The following is a 16,563-nucleotide window of genomic DNA, read 5'->3' on the forward strand; positions in this document are numbered from 1 at the left end:
TACGAAGCCCGGAACCGCGCCTCGCGCGGGGCGGCTGCTTGAGGCGGTTATGGAGGTTGGCATGGCCTGGAACAGAAGATACAGCGTGAGCAGCTATGTGAGATCGTCGCTGTGGACCGTTCCGATTCTTGCCGTGATGGCCGGCATTGCCTTGAAGCGTGTAGCCGAATACACCGGTGCGTGGCTGGCCAACCATCATGCATATGACCTGCAACGCGGATTTCTTGCCGTCAGCGCGGAGGAAGCGCATTCCATTCTCGACCGGATCTTCACTCTCAACTTGTCGTGTCTGGTGTTCAGTTTCGGCTCCCTGCTCGTCGCCATCCAGGTGGCGGGTGGACAATATACGCCTCGCATCATCGCAACCACGCTGTTGCGGGACAACGTAATCCGCTGGATCGTCGGCCTGTTTGTCTTCTCGTTGCTCTGGACTCACAGAACCATGGCGGAACTCGGGCAATCAGTGGTGGTGCCGCAGATGCAGGTGTTCCTTGCGACCCTGATCGGACTCGCTTCACTCATCGCGTTCATCCTGCTGATCGACTATTCTGCGCGGCTGATGCGGCCCGTGAGTTTGATAGGCCGCGTGGCAACTCAGGGTTTAGCGGTCATCGAAAGTATTTATCCCGATGCCTTTAGTGAGGAGGAAATGCACGCGGATTTACCACACGTTCAGGTTTGGGCATCGCTCTCACGGCAGTCGCCCGCAAGCGCAGACGAGGAAAGCGTATCCACTAACCCGATGCCGAGCCCGCGCATTGTCTGTCATGGGGGTGGATCCGGCGTCGTGTTGGCGGTGAATCTGAAGGGCCTCGCACGAGAGGCGCGACGTTGTGGCTGCGTCATCGAGTTCGCCGCTCAGGTCGGTGATTTTCTTGCCACGGACGAACCGCTCTTCTATCTGTACGGTGCAACCACTTCACTCAGCGACGACAGCGAGCAACGTTTGCAAAACTTTGTCGCGCTCGGTTCGGAAAGGACGATGGAGCAGGACCCTATGTTCGCATTCCGGATCGAGGTCGATATTGCGCTGAAGGCACTGTCTCCTGCGATCAATGATCCGACGACGGCCGTGCTGGCCATCGACCAGTTGCACAGGCTGCTCCGCCTGGTCGGCAAGCGCTCCCTTGCCAACTGCGCGGTCAGCGACGAAAGCGGGAAGCCCCGCGTGCTGTTTCGTACGCCGGACTGGGAGGACTATGTGCACATCAGTTTCAGGGAAATACGGCAGTGCGGGGCAGGAAGCTTGCAGATCGAGCGGCGTCTGCGGGCAATGATCGAAAACCTGATGAAGACACTGCCACCTGAGCGTCACGGCGCATTGCGTCGCGAACTGATCCTGCTGGACGCGACGATTTTGCGTGAGCATATGTTCGAGGAGGACATCGCACTGGCTCGCGTTCCGGACACACAGGGGCTGGGCGGCGCATCGGAGGCCAGCTCGCGGCAAACATCCGCGGGGGATCGCGAACATGAACAGGGCGATGGGGTCAGTGCCCATGGCGCGCCGGTGCGAGGATGAAAGTTCGGCGGGACGTCATCAGTACGATCCTGACTACCGCAGCCGTCGTGGTACTCGTGATCGCGCTGCCCTCGGCAATCGTCGATACGTTTGAGACAGGGCGCGTCTATCTGTTCTCCCGTCAGTTTCTTGATGAACTGCCGCAGCGGTTGACGGGTCCGGGGCGCCTGCGATTTGTTATCCAGCCGCTGATTGCTATCGTCTTTGGATGGCGTGGGGGGATCGGCAATGCCAATGCAGATCGGCAGCCCTATTTGTACAGTCTGGTCATTCGAGCTGGGGACCGCAAGGAACTGGCAAGGAGTGGGATAAAGGCGATTCGGGATCTGTTTGCCGTGGGGATTATTCTGGACGCCATCGCTCAGTTTTTCATCTATGGATGAAGTCCATCGGGGCGCGGCGATCGTATTCGGGCCGGTACTCATTTGCCTTCCGTATTCTGTTTCGCGCGCGCTCGGCAATCGGGCAGTGCGGCTTTTGCGAGGCCATAGCGGAGGGCGGTGATTTCCGACAGCTCCTATTCGTGAACCTGGATATCCCAAACGAAAGGAGTCGTCTTTGAGATTGGCGCAGCGCGCAACGTGGTCGCGCCGTTCTCGAAGAGTGGCGAGCCGGTCTGTTGCATGTTTGCCCATCGGACTTTCAGGTGCGTTTTTGCGTCTGCAACGCGTTCAAATAACAGGCTGTTGCGTCGTTGATCTGCGTCAATCGCCCGTGGTTTCGAGGTGCTTGAATGAACGTAGACACCAGGAGCAACGACTATGAATTCACGTTCGGCAGAGGCTCCTGCCATCCCCATCCAGTTTCACAAGCTGCTCAAGATAGTCGCGATCGTCGACGGGAATGATCGTGCAACGAAGGAACTGCTTGATCACATCGCTGCCGGGAACATACGCGTCGAGATCACGAACAGCGCCAGGCGAGATCTCGACGAAGATGCGGACGTCGGTGCCTACATCGTCAGGGTGGACACCGAGCACGTCGGAACGGCGCCACGCTTGCGTTGATTTATCCGCCGAAAATCGGTGTCGTACTTCCGGGTGAGCGTTGGGACGCGCGTGCGCAGTCGATGCTCGCGTATTTCACGGCATTCCAGGAATCGTTGAACCGCTTTCCTGGGTTCAACTTCGAAGTGCAGGATGTGTTCCACGAACGGGAGAACGGTCGCATCCGCTTCTATACCTACGTGGTCCGGGCACAACCGGACCTGAACGCGACCTACCCTGCAGGAGGGTCAACATGTCTAACCAACCCAAAAAGATGAACGTCATCCAGTTGACGTTCATCGTCACGGTGAACATGATGGGCTCCGGCATCATCATGTTGCCCACCAATATGGCGAAGGTGGGTGCGATATCGCTGCTGTCCTGGCTGGTGACGGCCATCGGGTCACTCGCCATTGCATACGGCTTCGCCGAGGCGGGGCTGTTGAACCAGCGCGCCGGGGGGATGGCGGCCTATGCGGAGGATGGTTATGGCAGGGACGGGTACTTTCAGGTGTTCTTCCTGTACTTCCTTTCTATTGCTATTGCGAATGTGGCGGTCGCGAGTTCGGCACTCGGCTATCTGGCAGCGTTCTTTCCGGTGCTCACGTCATCGCCCATTGCCACCTGCGCGGGCGTGATCGGTCTGCTGTGGCTCACCACCCTGGCGAACTTTGGAGGCCCAAAGATCACGGGGCGCATCGGATCCGTCACTGTGTGGGGGGTGATTCTGCCCGTCGGCTTCATTTCGATAGCAGGCTGGTTCTGGTTCCACGGCGCAACGTTCGCCGCCGCGTGGAATCCCAGGGGACTGAGCCTGGGCGAAGGCATGGGCTCGAGCATTCCACTCACCCTGTGGGCGTTTCTCGGCATGGAGTCGGCGGTGCAGAACTCCTCGGCGGTCGAGAATCCAAAGCGCGACGTGCCGCTGGCATGTATGTTTGGCACCTTGGGCGCGGCGGTGATCTATATCCTGTCCACCGCGGTGATCCAGGGCATCGTGCCCGGTGCGGATCTCGCTGCATCGACCGGCCCGTTCGGGCTGGCCTTTGCGCGCATGTTCAACCCGACGGTCGGGTCGATTGTGATGGCGCTGGCTGCGATGGCGTGTGTTGGATCACTGCTCGGCTGGCAGTTCACACTGGCCCAGACGGCCAAGGATGCCGCCGACACCAGAATGTTTCCAGGCATTTTCAGCAAGGCGAACGCGATGGGGGCGCCGATCGCGGGCATGATCATCATGGGCATCATGCAATCGCTCATGGCGCTTTCGACGATCTCGCCAAACCTCAGTGAGCAGTTCGCGGCACTCGTCAATCTCGCGGTCGTCACGAATGTGCTGCCGTATATCATCTCGCTATCGGCTCTGTTCGCGATGATGCGAAATGCCGGCACGCCACCGGCAAAATACCGTCTCAACGCGATTGTGACCGTGATTGCGCTGTCGTATTCCGTCTACGCGATCTATGCGTCCGGCAAGGATGCCGTGCTCGGGGGCATGCTCGTCATGGCGATCGGATATGTGATTTACGGCTTCATGGCTTCACGCTTCACGTTGGCGAAATTGACCGGACGTGCGGCGGCGTCGGCCGCTGCCGCATTGGCTGTCGCGATCGTGGTGCTGGCGGGTTTGATTTCACCGCGGGCACACGCGGACGAAGGGGCACCCGCGCGGACGCTGGCGAGGATCAAACAGGCTGGCCAGATCAACCTGGGTTATCTCAGCGAGGCCCAGCCGTTCGCCTACAAGGACAAAACAGGGCAGATCACAGGATACACGGTCGGACTGTGCCAAAAGATCAGCAATGAGATCAAAAGCGAGTTAAAGCTCGGAAGACTCACGGTAAAGTGGGTGGCCGTCACACCCGATGATCGTCTGCGCGCGATCCAGGAGCGGCGGATAGACCTGTTGTGCGGTGACAGCGACACACTAGCCGCCCGGCAGGGCATGTCGTTCTCGGTTCCGGTCTACCCCGGCGGCATCGGCGCTTTGCTGCGCTCGGATGCGTCGCCGGGGCTCAAGGAGGTCCTGTCCGGGGCGGGGCCGTCGCACCCCACCTGGCGAGCGGCTCCAGCGCAGCTGCTTTCGCGGCAGACCGTTTCCGTCGTCGAGGGGTCGCCCACGCAACGCTGGCTCGGCAGCAAGCTCGGCCAGTTCCAGATTACAGCGTCCGTCGTTCCGGTCCCCGATGTTCAGTCGGGTGTACACAAGGTTCTCGAGCGGCAGACCAACGTCTTCTTTGGCGAACGTTCACTGCTGCTCGCGGTCGCCAGCAATAGCCCGGCTGCCGGTGAGCTGGCCGTGCTGGAGCGTCGATTCACCTATTTGCCGGTGGCGATCGGCATGGCACGCGGCGACGACGATCTGCGCCTGCTCGTCGATCGCACGTTGAGCCGGCTATTTGTTTCGCCGGAGTTTCCCGCGATGTACGCAAGGTGGTTTGGCGAGCCTGATGCGGGCACGCAAGCCTTCTTCCGCGTGAGCGCGCTTCCCGAATAGCAGTCGGCCGATGAGGGGGCCGCCGTCGCGTGGCCGCGCGTTTGTCCAGATCGGCCACATCCTGTTGACACGCATGGCTTGCCTGTGACACGGCTGGGATGTTTCGCTTAGCATACTGAAGAAGCCTAATGAATATCAGACGCAGGGGATCAGAGAGCCATGAAGCCGGTGCATAACCCAGAACCCGCCGGCCACGCTGGCGGCCGCGCCCCTTCCAGATGGACGGCGAGCGTATGTTTCGCGCTGTGCGCACTGATTTCTGGCTGCACGTCGCTCGGCCCCACGACCATCATCGCAGACCGCTTCGACTACAGTGCAGCGATCGCCGATTCCTGGAAACAGCAAACGCTGCTGAACATCGTCAAGCTCCGCTATCTGGACTTGCCGGTGTTCGTGGAGGTGGCATCGGTTGTCAGCGGCTATTCGCTTCAAACGGGTGTGTCGATGAACGGCACCCTTTCGACGGAGAGGGCGGTGCAGGGCAATTTTCTGGCGGCGGGCGTACAGGGTGTCTATACGGACCGGCCAACCATCACCTATGCGCCCGCAACCGGGCAGAAATTCCTGCGGGGGCTGGTGGAGCCGATCGATCCGAAGAACATCTTCTTCATGCTTCAGAGCGGCTATGCGGCCGACTTCCTGTTGGGCATGACGGTAGAGTCGCTTAACGGCGTGCGTAATCGCTCGACGGCTGCAGGGATAATGCAGGAGGCGGATCCAGACTTCCTGCGGGCAATCACACTGCTGCGCGAAGTGCAGGCCACCGGCGCAGTTGGCATGCGTGTGGAAGAGGATAAAGGCAAGGGTTCAACCGCGGTGCTTTTCTTTCGGCGCGAGGATATGCCCGCCGATGTCGTCGAGAAGGTCGGCGAGATACGCCGGCTGCTCAAGATGCCCGTGGGGCCGCAAAAGTTCAAGCTCAAGTACTCGCCGGCGCGCGGTGCAGACGACGAATTGACGGTGAACAGCCGCTCGATGCTGCAAATCATGCAAGCGTTTTCCACCTATATCGACATACCGGCGGAGCATCTCGCAGACCATAGCGCGTTGCCGGTCGTCATCAAGTCCGCCGCCGAAATGCAGCAGGGTACCGTACAGATTCACAGCGGCAAGGAAAGGCCGACGAACGCGTATGTGGCGGTACGCTACCGCGACTATTGGTTCTGGATCGATCATGGCGACTTGCGAACCAAACGTGCGTTGAATGCCGTCATGCTCTTTTTCACGATGGCGGACACCGGTCCTCAGGAGGCTTTGCCACTGATCACGATCCCGGCGCAGTAGCGGTGTCAAACGCAGGGCGCGGCGAATCGCGCCGCTTACGAAGTACGAGCCGACGGATGGTTCAAGGCCCGCGCGCGCTGCTCCTGGCGGGCGTCGTAGAGGTCTCGCGTCGCTGCAGACCACCGTGTCGGACCATCACATGGATAGCCCGCGAGCGCTCATCTCCGGCCGTTATCCGATTCCCTCTCCATTAGGCGGATGCTCTGTAGGCCAACGCCTACAGAGCATCACGTTCGGCTACGTCTTTCTCGGGGCACTCTGATTTCGTTTCGCGAGCGTATCTCCAATAATAATTTTACGGACCTGCGCAACGGCTTTGCGCCGCAGCCCGACCGGACTTCAGGAGCACGCCATGAACAGCAATTGCGTTTCCCTGCGATCGTTAGTGGATAAATGGCTTGCGCCCACGCATTCAATGCCGGCGCGGGTAGCGCTCGTTGGTCGGATGTTCGCGACGCACGGCCGCTATGTGCAAATGGAAGGTTGCACCTCGACCGGACCACTGACGATCATATTTTTCAGGCATGACGACGGTTCATGGTGCGTGTTCCCACCCGTGCCTGCGCTGCCCGCGATGTGCGGGCATGTCTTTGCGAACTGACGCGTCATGTCATGAACCTGCGTCGACCACATGCCGATGCTGATCGGCATATCGCGGCGGGCTGCCAGCGCCTCTAATCGGCTCAAGGCTTGCCCGCGCCTGTCTGTGATGAATTCTCGGGATCGAACCGCTCAAGCCGCAGGGCACCCCAGCCCAGCGGCGCGAATACATGGCCGCCGGCCAGTTCGACCAGTTCGACGAATTTTTCGAGCGAAACGCCCGCAGCGATTCGAACCGGCGCATTGCCGATGAAATTCTGGGTGCGCAGCCACGGCACATCCCCATGATTGACTTCGTTGACGCTATATTCCCGGCCGTCGTACCCGGCGTCGGGCGACAGTAGCGGCCCGTCGAATGCAACGGTCAGGATCTGGTTCGGTGCGTCGTCGTAGGGCCGGCCGGCATGCTGCTCGCAAGGTGCCCGCTCCCATCCGTCGCCCCATTGCTGATCAAGTGGCAAGCGGGTGAAATAGGCCCACGGCGCGCGGACGAAGCACAGTCCGTAAGCATGGCGGACGCCGTCCAGATCGGTGGTGAGTGCCATGACAGTAGCCTCAAGGTTTTGACGACATCGCCGGATCAGGCTTCGTCGTCAGTAGTGAACAGGCCGTGTTCAGGCGAGGCCCGCTCATTGTCGACACATTGCACATGCCAGTGACCGGTCATCAGGGTGCGGCCCCGGTCCGCGCACCACTGGGCGCGCCCGGTCTCGCCTTCGAACGGGCCGTTGAGTTCGTTGAGATCGAGCCCTTCGAGCACACAAACGGGCACCGAATCGTGCGGACCGCACACGAGCGTATGTCCGCAATCCACACGGAGCGTTCCCCATTCGGGCAGCTCCAGCCCGAAGTGGCCTTCACGTGACCATTGCCGCGTTTCCTTGTCGAGCCACAAGATTGCAAATGCCATCGGATGAGCACGATCGAACGTGTCGAGGTGGACAGTCAGACGCATGAAAATTCTCCGGAACGTGCGGTCGCCTCTATCTGATCGAGACAGGCCGCGAAGGCGTGACAAAAACCGGCGTTATTGACTCAGAACCCACTGCACCAGCGTATGCGCATCCTCCGCCGACAGCGGACCGCCGCGATCGGCCGGTAGCGGCATCGACATGTCGCCCCAATGCGCTTTGCCGCCGAGGCGCAACTTGTGTTCGAGCATGAACTGCGCGTCCGGCTTGTCGCGGTAGCGCTCGGCGATCTGCTGGAACGACGGTGCGAGGAACGGTGCGTCGCGCGTGTGGCAAAACATGCAGTGGTGCTGATCGACCAGGGCGACCGGTTCAGGCTCGGCAAGCGCGGCGCCGCTGGCTAGCAGCCAGGCGGAGCAGACCATCAGACTGTGACGGGACAAGGCGTTCACGGCATGCGCTCCTGTGCAAGGGATGAGTTCAGTGTAGAGAGCCCGATCTGGCTGCTGTTGACTTCGGTCAACCAGGACGCAAAACCTGACTTTGATGTACCGCGCGCGGCTCCTATGCTGATGACAGGCGGGCGGCGCACAGGCCGGGCCGCCGCGAAGCGTGGTGCTCGACGCGTGGGCGTGCAGACACGCCCACTCCACGTCACATCCTCGCGGTCAACCAGGTGGTGGTCATGAAGATTCATTTTCCCGAGGAACGCCGGAGTATTGCGCGCGCGATCTCATCGTCGCGTTCGCCGCCGAAGTGGACGGCGCGCGAGTGCAGTGCGCGATCACGGCGGAGGCGCTCGAAGACCATTTCGGCGCCGCCTCGTTACGCGAAGACGACCTGATCGCGGCCTTCAACTCGAACCGGCATCCAATCGAACATGCCGCGCGGCGGCTCCTTCACGAGATTGGTGCCAAGCCGGTGCTCATGCACAGCGGTTACTTTCGCTTTTGCGAGTGAATGCCCTCGAAGCTGGCGGGCGCAGTGCCAGGCGGCGTGCGCCACGCCCGGAGGGCGTCCGCGTCAGGCGGGGAAAGGGAATTCGAGGAGAACGCGACTATGCGTGCGATGGTATTCGACGGCAGCGCGTCATCGCTGCGTGAGCAGGATCTACCCGATCCGGTGGCCGCTCAGGGGCAGATCCTGATTGATGTTCACGCGTGCGGTGTGTGCCGCACGGACCTTCATCTGGTCGACCGTGAGCTCGAGCATCCCAAACAGCCCGTGATTCCGGGCCACGAAATCGTCGGCAGGGTAGCCGGGCTCGGCGCGGGCGTGACCGGATTCGCCGTCGGCGACCGTGTGGGCGTGCCGTGGGTCGGCCATACGTGCGGGCGGTGCCGTTACTGTCTGTCGGCGCGGGAAAATCTTTGTGACGATCCGGGCTTCACCGGCTATACGATCGACGGCGGTTACGCCGAGCGCACCGTCGCCGACAGCCGGTACTGCTTTCATCTGCCGGAGCAATATACGGACATCGAGGCGGCGCCGCTGCTATGCGCCGGTCTCATCGGCTATCGCGCGTTGAGTATGGCGGGCGACGCGCAGCGCATCGGCCTATACGGATTTGGCGCCGCGGCACATATCGTCGCGCAGCTCGCGCGTCATCAGCAGCGCAAGGTGTACGCGTTTACCCGGCGGGGCGATCAGGCAGCGCAGCAGCTCGCGCTGCGTCTGGGCGCCGCGTGGGCTGGCAGCAGTGACGAGGCGCCGCCAGACGGGCTGGATGCGGCTTTGCTTTTCGCGCCAGTTGGCGCGCTCGTTCCGCAAGCACTCCAGGCGGTCGTGAAAGGCGGTGTGGTGGTATGCGGCGGGATTCACATGAGCGATATTCCGTCGTTCCCCTATGCATTGCTGTGGGGCGAACGGCGCGTGGTGTCGGTCGCGAATCTGACGCGTGACGACGGACTGGCCTTCATGCATATCGCGGGCGAAACCCGCCTCGCGATCGAAACGACGACCTATCCGTTGACAGAGGCCAATCGGGCGCTGAACGATCTGCGCGGTGGCAGGCTGACGGGTGCGGCGGTGCTCGCCATCCGATAGCGCGCTCGGGCTCTGTGGTGCGGCTCGGCACGCGGGCGCGGCGTCCGGGGCCCTCGCGCCGACGCGCCGGCCCGGGTACGGCTCAAACGCTTACGAGGCGCTCGTGGTCGAGAATACGGATGTCCTTGCCGTGGATATCGACCAGCCCGTCGCGCTGGAATTTCGAGAGCATCCGGCTCACCGTCTCGAGCTTGATACCCAGATAGCTGCCGATTTCCTCGCGCGTCATGCGCAGGTGAAATTCGGCCGGCGAATACCCGCGCATTCTCAACCGGTCCGACAGATTCAGCAGGAATGTCGCCACGCGCTGTTCGGCGGACATCGTGCCAAGCAGCATCATCTGCGACGACTCGCGCACGATTTCGCCGCCCATTATCCGATGCAGATGTTGCTGGACCGCCTTGACTTCACGGCACATGGCTTCGAGCAGATGGAACGGGATGATGCAGACGTTGCTGTCCTCGATCGCGATCGCATCGCAGCTATGGTGGCCGAAACACACACCGTCCAGCCCCAGCGAATCGCCGGCGAGATGAAATCCGGTCACCTGCTCGCGACCGTCGCGGTGCATGACGACAGTCTTGAATGAGCCCGCGCGCACCGCGTAGATGCTCTGGAACGAGTCGTTTGCGCGATAGATCGTCTCGCCCTGCCTGATGGTCCGCGACGGGCAAATGAACGATTCGATCCTCTGCATTTCCCGGGGTGTCAGGCCTTGTGGCATGCAGATGGAGCGCATGGAGCAGGCCGTGCAGCGCTGTCCGTCCTTTTGAGATGCTCGCGCGATTGCCGGCGAGCGTGCCGCAGCGGGCGGTGCTTGCAAAGGAATGCGCGCGGGCGCGATGACGGGATAGGCTGCAACGTCAGACATGATCTGCTCCTGGTTGAATGAGGGCGCGCGTACGATGCTCGCGGGCGATTCGCTGGATCGTGTTTAACGCGAGATCAAACTCGCGGGTCTTGTCGAAAAAAAGATGAGCGCCACCCGTAAGACATGCGCGCCGAAACCAGGCGCTGGCATGGTTCGTCAGCACGATGACAATCACATGCGGCATGCTCTGCGCGAGCGACGCCAGCAATTCCACGCCGGTGCCGCCGCTCAACTGCCACTCGGTCACAACGAGGTCGGCCGTGCGTGCTTCGATGCCCGCGAGTGCGGCAAGGGGTTCTTCGGCTTCGCCGACTATCTCCACGCCGTCCAGTGTGCCGAACAGCGCTGCCATACGGCGTCGCACTGATACTGCGGCGTCGACGAGAAAAACGCGCAGGGCGGGGCAGTCGGGGATCGAGTTCATGGCTCGAAGTATTGGCCCTGCTGTCCCAAAATAAAATCAGCGCGGAATGAGCTTCGAGTAGGCAGGTGGGAAGGTATGTAGGGCGTTTCCTACATCAGCGGGATGGGGGTCGGGAGAATCCCTGGGTGTGCCCCGTGAGGGCTGCGCGTCAGGTCAGAAGGGCAATACGGGGCTTGACCGTACCCGCTTGCCACGGCGGGGAGGGTAGGTGTTCAGATGTCGTCCTCTTCGTCGCCAACCAGCTTGTGCCGCATCGCGTAGCGCACCAGCGCAGCCTCGTGCGGCATCTGCATCTTCTCGAGAATACGCGTCTTGTAGGTGCTGACGGTTTTGCTGCTCACGCAGAGTTCAGCCGCGATTTCGGTGATCGTCTGGCCGGCGGCGATCCTCCTGAGCACGTCGAACTCCCGGTCGGACAGTCGCTGATGCGGCAGCAGATCGGCCGGTTCATTCAGGCTCTGGGCAAACCGCTCGGCCATCGCCAGGCTGACGTAGACGCCGCCGGCGGCTACTTTGGTCACGGCCGTCACGAGCTCCGCGCTCGCGCTTTCCTTGGTCAGATAGCCGGATGCGCCGGCCTTGAAAGCGCGCACCGCATATTGCTGCTCCGCGTGCATGGTCAGCACGAGAATGCGCAGCGACGGTTTTTCTTCCTTGATCTGTTTGATCAGCTCAACGCCGTTGCGGCCCGGCATCGACAGATCGAGCACCAGCACGTCGGCGGCGCGCTCTCGCATCAAGGCGATGGCGCTCGTGCTGTCGCACGCTTCGCCGACCACTTCGAAGCCGCTTGCCCCTTGCAGGATATGCCGAAGACCATCTCGTACGAGCGCATGGTCATCGGCGATCAAGACACGGGTCATGTTTGCACCTCCTGCAACTGCACGGCCTGTGACGGAACGGTGACGGTCAACACGAAGCCTTCACCGTGCGCGGTGTGAATGTCGACCGCACCGCCGAGCATGTGCGCACGTTCGCGAACGCCGAGCAAGCCGAACGATTTGCCTGCCGCGCCCGCCGCACGATGCGCGCCCTTGCCGTTGTCGGCGACGCGCAGCACAAAGCTCTCGTTCGCGGCGCGCAGGTTCAGCGTGACTATCGTGGCATCGGCATGGCGCGCGACGTTCGTCAACGCTTCCTGGACGATCCTGAACAACGCAGTGCCGCCCGCCGGGCTGAAATGCGCGTCCCCGGTTTCGATGTCGCGCGTCACGTCGATGCCGTAGCGGTTGGTGAAGTCGTTCGCCAGCCATTCTATCGCGGGGATCAGGCCAAGGTCGTCGAGCATGACCGGCCGCAGGTCGGCAGCAATGCGGCGGACCGACGCCACGGTGGCGTCGATCAGCCTGCGCATGCTTTGCAACTGCTCACGCCCCTGCGCGCTTGCCGATGCGTCCAGTGCCTGTTCGAACGCCGAAACGTCCATTTTCAGCGCGGTGAGTTGCTGACCGAGATCATCATGCAGTTCGCGCGCGATGCGGGCTTTCTCCTCTTCGCGCACCTTCTGTAAATTGGCCGAGAGGTCCCGAAGTTCATCACGTGCCTCCTGCTGCGCGCGCTCCGCTTTCACGCGCTCCGTGATATCACGCAGCATCACCGTGTAAAGCCGGGCGCTGCCGTCGCTGATCTGCGAGATCGAGGCCTCCAGCGGGAATTCCTCGCCGTTCGCACGCAAACCCCATAGCACCCGCTGCTTGCCCATTTGCCGGTCCGACACGCGGGTTACCCCGAATTGTTCGACGTGCCTCGCGTGCGCCGTGCGAAACCGCTCGGGGATGAACCGGTCGAGGGGCGCGCCGACGGCATCCATGGCGGGGCAGCCGAACACCTGTTCCGCCATCGGATTGAAGATGATTATGCGCTGATGTTCGTCGATGGTGACGATCGCTTCCATCGAGGACCGGATGATCGCCAACATGCGGGCTTCGCTCACGCCTTGCCCGCTATGGTCGGCGTGACCCCTCGCGCCCGCGAGTCGAGCGTCGCGGGACGAGCGCACCAGCATGTATGTGCTCGCCGCCAGGAAGACGGCGGCGGCGAGGCAAAGGAGCTGCGTTGAATCAAGCCAGCGTTGCATCGCCAGCATCGCGGCGAACGTCAGACCAAAGACCGCCACTGCGGCGAATACGGGCTGCGCCGCAGCAGAGGCGAGCCGCCGATGGGCGCCGGTATGGGGTGGAGGCAGCGTCTTATCGCGAATGGCCATGTGCGCCTCTTCGGAAAACGCGGACAGGCGGACGCGGCACTAACCGCTGGGTCGCCACGGCGGCGCGTAGTGCGAGCATCGCGGTCCGATATGTTGTCATGCCTGCCGTGGCGGCCAGGCGCCGCTGTTATTCCTGAACAGATGCCGTTCGCGCTCATTCTGCGCGAAACGCGGAATGCTTGCCAGTGTCGCACGAGTTGTGCGATTGCCCGCAATGCCAACACCGGAGCGCCACCCGGTATCGCTCGGCCATTCAATGCGACAGCAGAACAGGTAGCGTCATCGATTGCAGCAGGGTACGCGTGACCCCGCCGAGCAGCCGTTCGTGCACCCGGGCGTGGCCATAGGCGCCCATCACCAGCAGATCAATATGGCGGTCCGCCAGCATATTGAGCAGCATGACGCCGGTATCGACGCCGGACAGCCTGGGCGTTGCCGTGAAGCTCGCCTCGATACCGTGACGCGCCAGCCATGCGGCGACATTGATGCCCGCTGGCTCTCCGTCAGTGTGATGACGCTGCACCGTCATCACACTGACGAAACTGGCGCGGCGTATGAGCGGCAGCGCATCGGTCACGGCCCGCGCGCTTTCGCGGCCGCCATCCCATGCAATCATCACGTTCTCCATTTGGGCCCGCACCGGTCCCGCGTGAGGCAGCACGATCGCCGGACGTCCGGAACCCATCACGACGTCGTCGACGAACTGGCGCGCGACATACGCGCCCGGGTCCTCCAGGTCCTCCTGGCCAAGGATCACCAGATCGGCGTGGCGCGAGTGCAGGATCGCCTTCTCGGTGGGGGGGCCGTCCGGTGCTCGCCATTCCGCGCTGCATGCGGCGCGCCCGGTCGCGGCGAGGAAGCGCGCATGCGCGCTCTTCAGATTGGCGTCACGCTGCGCGTCACGGTTGGCGATCCAGATAAAGTCTTCATGCAGAAAGATGGGTTTGGTCAGTTCTTCGCAAACCACATAAAGACCGATCAGATGTGCGTCGTGGTGCGCCGCAAGCTGCAGGGCGTAGTCGAGCCGCGCATCGCTATGCGTGCTGTCGTCAAGATGCACCAGCAGGGTTTTGCAGTTCATGACGGCTCCGTGGCAAGTGTTCCGGCGGTCTGTGTAGGGTTCGCGCGGGGCGATGCGCACTGCCCGGAGATCAGCAACACCGGACAGGCGGCGATGCGCAGAAATCGTTCGGCAACGCTGCCGAGCATCAGCCGCCGCACGCCACGCCGGCCGTGCGTGCCCATCACGACGACGTCGGCGCCGAACTCCTCGGCGGCGCGCTGGATGCAGTGTGCGATGTCTTCGCCGGTCATCAGCTCGGTTTCGGCGAGGCGCGTCGGCCCCGTTACGCCGGCCGTGCCCATGAGCGCGGTAGCGTCGGCCAGCACGCGTCGCCCTTCCTCAGTGAGCGCGTCGCGCACGTATGACGGGTCGTAGCCGGGCGCGTCGTAGGACATCAAGGGCACGTCAACGACGAACAGCGGCTGCAGCCGCGCGCCCGAATCGCGCGCCAGCTCGATGGCGGCATTGAGTGCGCGCGTCGAGGTTTCGCTGCCGTCAACGGCAACCAGAATCTTTTGGTACATGGCGAACTCTCCAGAACAGGATGCGAGCGGGATGCGCTCAGTGCGACATCAGCACCGGCACGGTCATCGAGCGCAGGATCGTGCGCGTGGCACCGCCCAATACCAGTTCACGCCAGCGGGCATGGCCGTAGGCGCCCATCACGAGCAGATCGGCGCCGCTGTCGGCCACATGGGAAAGCAGCACGTCGCCGACCGATGCCCCCGGTCCGGCTTCAATGCAGTCGACTTTTACAGGCACGCCGTGTCGCGCAATCACGGTGGCGATATCCGCGCCAAAAAGGCGCTCGGGCTCGCCTTTGTGCACGCCGTTGATGCTGAGGATCGTGGTGCTTTTCGCGGTCCGCATGAACGGCAGCGCGTCGTGCACGGCGCGCGTGGCTTCGCGGCTGCCGTCCCACGCGACCAGAATCCGGCTGCCTGTCAAGCCTGCATGGCTTGCATTGGGCACCAGCAGCACCGGACGGCCGCACGACAGAATGACGTTTTCGGGAAACAGGTCGCCGACATACGATTCCGGATCCTCCGGGTTATCCTGGCCCGCCACGATGAGATCGGCGCAGCGTCCCTCGCGGGATACGGCGATACTGGCGGAGTCTTCCACAGCGACCCATTCGCCCGCTACGTCGGCACGCCTGAGTTCGGCATGAAAGAGCCGTTCCAGCGCCGCGCGCCGCTCCGCGCGAATCTGTTCATGCGTCGCGTAGTACTCCGCGGTTCCCGCCATCACATACAGCGAGCGGGGATCCGGCGAGAAGACGGCGTATACGCCGGTTAGATGCGCATCGAACTGTTTGGCGAGGCGCAGCGCGACTTCCAGCCGCGGGTGCGCACGCTGGCCGTTGTCGAGATGAACGACGATGGTTTTGTAGCTCATGGCAGGGGCTCCGTGGGAAAAGATGCTGACGCGAGTTGGATGCGCGAATAGGTGAGCTTGAGTCTAGGCATGATCGCGACGGCCCCGTTGACGCAGATCAACGGCGCTGCCGACGCAGCGCGCCGAGAGCGGTGTTTGACTTAGGTCATGCCCAAGGACTGTGCGCGGCCTATGCTCCTCGACATGCGAGGCCGCCGTGCTTGCGCCGGCGCATTCCCCTCTGGAGGAGCGAGTCATGTCTGATCACCGCGTTCTGGTCGTTTTCTTTTCCCGTACGGGCACCACGCGTATGCTGGCATCCACGCTCGCCAGGATGCTGTCCGCAGACCTCGAAGAAATCTGCGATCTGGCCGAGCGGCGCGGTCCTTTCGCCTATCTGCGTTGTCTTGTCGACTCGTGGCGCAAGCGGCCAGCCGAGATTGTTCCGGCTGGGCTCGATGCCGCGCAGTACGACCTGGTGGTGGTGGGCACACCCGTATGGGCCGGCTCGGCGTCCGCGCCGGTCCGCGCCTACCTGCTCGAGAACCGCTCGAAGTTCAGACACGTGGCGTTCTTTTGCAGCTTCGGAGGCCTCGGCAGCCAAGCCGCTTTTGCCGAAATGCGCGCGCTGGCCGGCAAGGCGCCGGTCGCGCAGTGCAATGTGCGCGCCGCTGAAGTACGGCGCGGCGCGGTGGGCGCGTTGCTCGTTCTTTTCGTGAGCGCGCTGAAACGCCATCTCGCCGACCATGAAGCGCTTGAATGGACCTGCTGAGCTC

Annotated in this window: 19 protein-coding genes and 1 pseudogene; 10 read left to right on the forward strand and 10 right to left on the reverse strand. The window is 62.5% G+C overall.

What is annotated here, in order from left to right:
• Positions 1-85: 85 nt before the first annotated feature.
• From PQQ53_RS19770 to PQQ53_RS19800, 7 genes are all read left to right on the forward strand, one after another.
• A complete protein-coding gene (locus PQQ53_RS19770) occupies positions 86-1,522 on the forward strand; it encodes a DUF2254 domain-containing protein (protein ID WP_408325497.1) in 1,437 nt (478 codons plus the stop codon).
• 47 nt (positions 1,523-1,569) lie between these two features.
• Positions 1,570-1,905 carry a hypothetical protein gene (locus PQQ53_RS19775; RefSeq protein ID WP_408147574.1) on the forward strand — a complete coding sequence of 112 codons (336 nt, stop codon included), beginning with the start codon at positions 1,570-1,572 and terminating at the stop codon, positions 1,903-1,905.
• A gap of 378 nt (positions 1,906-2,283) precedes the next feature.
• Entirely contained in the window at positions 2,284-2,529 is a 246-nt protein-coding gene (locus PQQ53_RS19780) for a hypothetical protein (RefSeq protein WP_408325500.1), read from the forward strand.
• A complete protein-coding gene (locus PQQ53_RS19785) occupies positions 2,526-2,786 on the forward strand; it encodes an Orn/Lys/Arg family decarboxylase (protein WP_408325502.1) in 261 nt (86 codons plus the stop codon). The genes PQQ53_RS19780 and PQQ53_RS19785 overlap by 4 nt, the downstream gene beginning before the upstream one ends.
• Positions 2,762-5,005, forward strand: coding sequence for a putrescine-ornithine antiporter (potE, locus tag PQQ53_RS19790; RefSeq protein ID WP_408325505.1), 2,244 nt, complete (start codon positions 2,762-2,764; stop codon positions 5,003-5,005). Before PQQ53_RS19785 ends, potE begins: the two co-directional genes overlap by 25 nt.
• 159 nt (positions 5,006-5,164) lie before the next feature.
• Positions 5,165-6,289, forward strand: coding sequence for a hypothetical protein (locus PQQ53_RS19795; RefSeq protein ID WP_408147582.1), 1,125 nt, complete (start codon positions 5,165-5,167; stop codon positions 6,287-6,289).
• Positions 6,290-6,641: 352 nt separating this feature from the next.
• Positions 6,642-6,890 carry a hypothetical protein gene (locus tag PQQ53_RS19800; RefSeq protein ID WP_408147584.1) on the forward strand — a complete coding sequence of 83 codons (249 nt, stop codon included), beginning with the start codon at positions 6,642-6,644 and terminating at the stop codon, positions 6,888-6,890.
• Between the two features lie 82 nt (positions 6,891-6,972).
• Here the strand turns inward: PQQ53_RS19800 and PQQ53_RS19805 are convergent, their stop codons facing one another.
• The 3 genes from PQQ53_RS19805 to PQQ53_RS19815 all read right to left on the reverse strand — a co-directional run bounded on the left by PQQ53_RS19805 (position 6,973) and on the right by PQQ53_RS19815 (position 8,252).
• Positions 6,973-7,434, reverse strand: coding sequence for a hypothetical protein (locus PQQ53_RS19805; RefSeq protein ID WP_408325508.1), 462 nt, complete (start codon positions 7,432-7,434; stop codon positions 6,973-6,975).
• Between the two features lie 35 nt (positions 7,435-7,469).
• Positions 7,470-7,844: a DUF3564 domain-containing protein gene (locus tag PQQ53_RS19810; protein WP_408147588.1), complete on the reverse strand. Its 375-nt coding sequence runs from the start codon at positions 7,842-7,844 to the stop codon at positions 7,470-7,472.
• 72 nt (positions 7,845-7,916) lie between these two features.
• Positions 7,917-8,252: a c-type cytochrome gene (locus PQQ53_RS19815; protein ID WP_408147590.1), complete on the reverse strand. Its 336-nt coding sequence runs from the start codon at positions 8,250-8,252 to the stop codon at positions 7,917-7,919.
• A gap of 233 nt (positions 8,253-8,485) precedes the next feature.
• Between PQQ53_RS19815 and PQQ53_RS19820 the strand changes: the two are divergent.
• Together PQQ53_RS19820 and PQQ53_RS19825 are read left to right on the forward strand one after the other, a co-directional pair.
• Positions 8,486-8,760 (forward strand): annotated as a pseudogene (locus PQQ53_RS19820) (DUF1488 family protein).
• A gap of 99 nt (positions 8,761-8,859) precedes the next feature.
• Positions 8,860-9,846: a zinc-dependent alcohol dehydrogenase family protein gene (locus PQQ53_RS19825; RefSeq protein WP_408325511.1), complete on the forward strand. Its 987-nt coding sequence runs from the start codon at positions 8,860-8,862 to the stop codon at positions 9,844-9,846.
• 82 nt (positions 9,847-9,928) lie between these two features.
• Here PQQ53_RS19825 and PQQ53_RS19830 read toward each other — a convergent pair whose 3' ends face one another.
• The 7 genes from PQQ53_RS19830 to PQQ53_RS19860 all read right to left on the reverse strand — a co-directional run bounded on the left by PQQ53_RS19830 (position 9,929) and on the right by PQQ53_RS19860 (position 15,808).
• Positions 9,929-10,717, reverse strand: a complete 789-nt coding sequence (locus PQQ53_RS19830) for a helix-turn-helix domain-containing protein (protein ID WP_408147594.1) — start codon at positions 10,715-10,717, stop codon at positions 9,929-9,931.
• The gene (locus tag PQQ53_RS19835) at positions 10,710-11,141 is read right to left on the reverse strand and encodes a response regulator (RefSeq protein WP_408325514.1); all 432 of its coding nucleotides are present in this window, start codon (positions 11,139-11,141) and stop codon (positions 10,710-10,712) included. The genes PQQ53_RS19830 and PQQ53_RS19835 overlap by 8 nt, the downstream gene beginning before the upstream one ends.
• Before the next feature lie 212 nt (positions 11,142-11,353).
• Positions 11,354-12,004 carry a response regulator gene (locus PQQ53_RS19840; protein ID WP_408147598.1) on the reverse strand — a complete coding sequence of 217 codons (651 nt, stop codon included), beginning with the start codon at positions 12,002-12,004 and terminating at the stop codon, positions 11,354-11,356.
• A complete protein-coding gene (locus tag PQQ53_RS19845; protein WP_408325517.1) occupies positions 12,001-13,347 on the reverse strand; it encodes a PAS domain-containing sensor histidine kinase in 1,347 nt (448 codons plus the stop codon). The genes PQQ53_RS19840 and PQQ53_RS19845 overlap by 4 nt, the downstream gene beginning before the upstream one ends.
• A 253-nt stretch (positions 13,348-13,600) precedes the next feature.
• Positions 13,601-14,428, reverse strand: a complete 828-nt coding sequence (locus tag PQQ53_RS19850) for a universal stress protein (RefSeq protein ID WP_408325674.1) — start codon at positions 14,426-14,428, stop codon at positions 13,601-13,603.
• On the reverse strand, positions 14,425-14,934 hold the full coding sequence (locus tag PQQ53_RS19855) for a universal stress protein (RefSeq protein WP_408325519.1): 510 nt from the start codon (positions 14,932-14,934) through the stop codon (positions 14,425-14,427). Before PQQ53_RS19855 ends, PQQ53_RS19850 begins: the two co-directional genes overlap by 4 nt.
• A gap of 37 nt (positions 14,935-14,971) precedes the next feature.
• Positions 14,972-15,808: a universal stress protein gene (locus PQQ53_RS19860; RefSeq protein ID WP_408325522.1), complete on the reverse strand. Its 837-nt coding sequence runs from the start codon at positions 15,806-15,808 to the stop codon at positions 14,972-14,974.
• A gap of 235 nt (positions 15,809-16,043) precedes the next feature.
• Here PQQ53_RS19860 and PQQ53_RS19865 point away from each other — a divergent pair, with 235 nt between their 5' ends.
• The gene (locus PQQ53_RS19865) at positions 16,044-16,559 is read left to right on the forward strand and encodes a flavodoxin family protein (RefSeq protein ID WP_408325525.1); all 516 of its coding nucleotides are present in this window, start codon (positions 16,044-16,046) and stop codon (positions 16,557-16,559) included.
• The last annotated feature ends 4 nt before the right edge of the window (positions 16,560-16,563 follow it).

Origin of the sequence: Paraburkholderia strydomiana (assembly GCF_046030495.1) — a bacterium.
Lineage (GTDB): Bacteria > Pseudomonadota > Gammaproteobacteria > Burkholderiales > Burkholderiaceae > Paraburkholderia > Paraburkholderia strydomiana_A.

Excerpts from the sequence above, each read along its gene's own strand:
- PQQ53_RS19780 (WP_408325500.1), top strand. The coding sequence starts at position 2,284 with ATGAATTCACGTTCGGCAGAGGCTCCTGCCATCCCCATCCAGTTTCAC.
- potE (WP_408325505.1), top strand. The coding sequence starts at position 2,762 with ATGTCTAACCAACCCAAAAAGATGAACGTCATCCAGTTGACGTTCATC.
- PQQ53_RS19795 (WP_408147582.1), top strand. The coding sequence starts at position 5,165 with ATGAAGCCGGTGCATAACCCAGAACCCGCCGGCCACGCTGGCGGCCGC.
- PQQ53_RS19800 (WP_408147584.1), top strand. The coding sequence starts at position 6,642 with ATGAACAGCAATTGCGTTTCCCTGCGATCGTTAGTGGATAAATGGCTT.
- PQQ53_RS19805 (WP_408325508.1), bottom strand. The coding sequence starts at position 7,434 with ATGGCACTCACCACCGATCTGGACGGCGTCCGCCATGCTTACGGACTG.
- PQQ53_RS19810 (WP_408147588.1), bottom strand. The coding sequence starts at position 7,844 with ATGCGTCTGACTGTCCACCTCGACACGTTCGATCGTGCTCATCCGATG.
- PQQ53_RS19825 (WP_408325511.1), top strand. The coding sequence starts at position 8,860 with ATGCGTGCGATGGTATTCGACGGCAGCGCGTCATCGCTGCGTGAGCAG.
- PQQ53_RS19830 (WP_408147594.1), bottom strand. The coding sequence starts at position 10,717 with ATGTCTGACGTTGCAGCCTATCCCGTCATCGCGCCCGCGCGCATTCCT.
- PQQ53_RS19835 (WP_408325514.1), bottom strand. The coding sequence starts at position 11,141 with ATGAACTCGATCCCCGACTGCCCCGCCCTGCGCGTTTTTCTCGTCGAC.
- PQQ53_RS19840 (WP_408147598.1), bottom strand. The coding sequence starts at position 12,004 with ATGACCCGTGTCTTGATCGCCGATGACCATGCGCTCGTACGAGATGGT.
- PQQ53_RS19845 (WP_408325517.1), bottom strand. The coding sequence starts at position 13,347 with ATGGCCATTCGCGATAAGACGCTGCCTCCACCCCATACCGGCGCCCAT.
- PQQ53_RS19850 (WP_408325674.1), bottom strand. The coding sequence starts at position 14,428 with ATGAACTGCAAAACCCTGCTGGTGCATCTTGACGACAGCACGCATAGC.
- PQQ53_RS19855 (WP_408325519.1), bottom strand. The coding sequence starts at position 14,934 with ATGTACCAAAAGATTCTGGTTGCCGTTGACGGCAGCGAAACCTCGACG.
- PQQ53_RS19860 (WP_408325522.1), bottom strand. The coding sequence starts at position 15,808 with ATGAGCTACAAAACCATCGTCGTTCATCTCGACAACGGCCAGCGTGCG.
- PQQ53_RS19865 (WP_408325525.1), top strand. The coding sequence starts at position 16,044 with ATGTCTGATCACCGCGTTCTGGTCGTTTTCTTTTCCCGTACGGGCACC.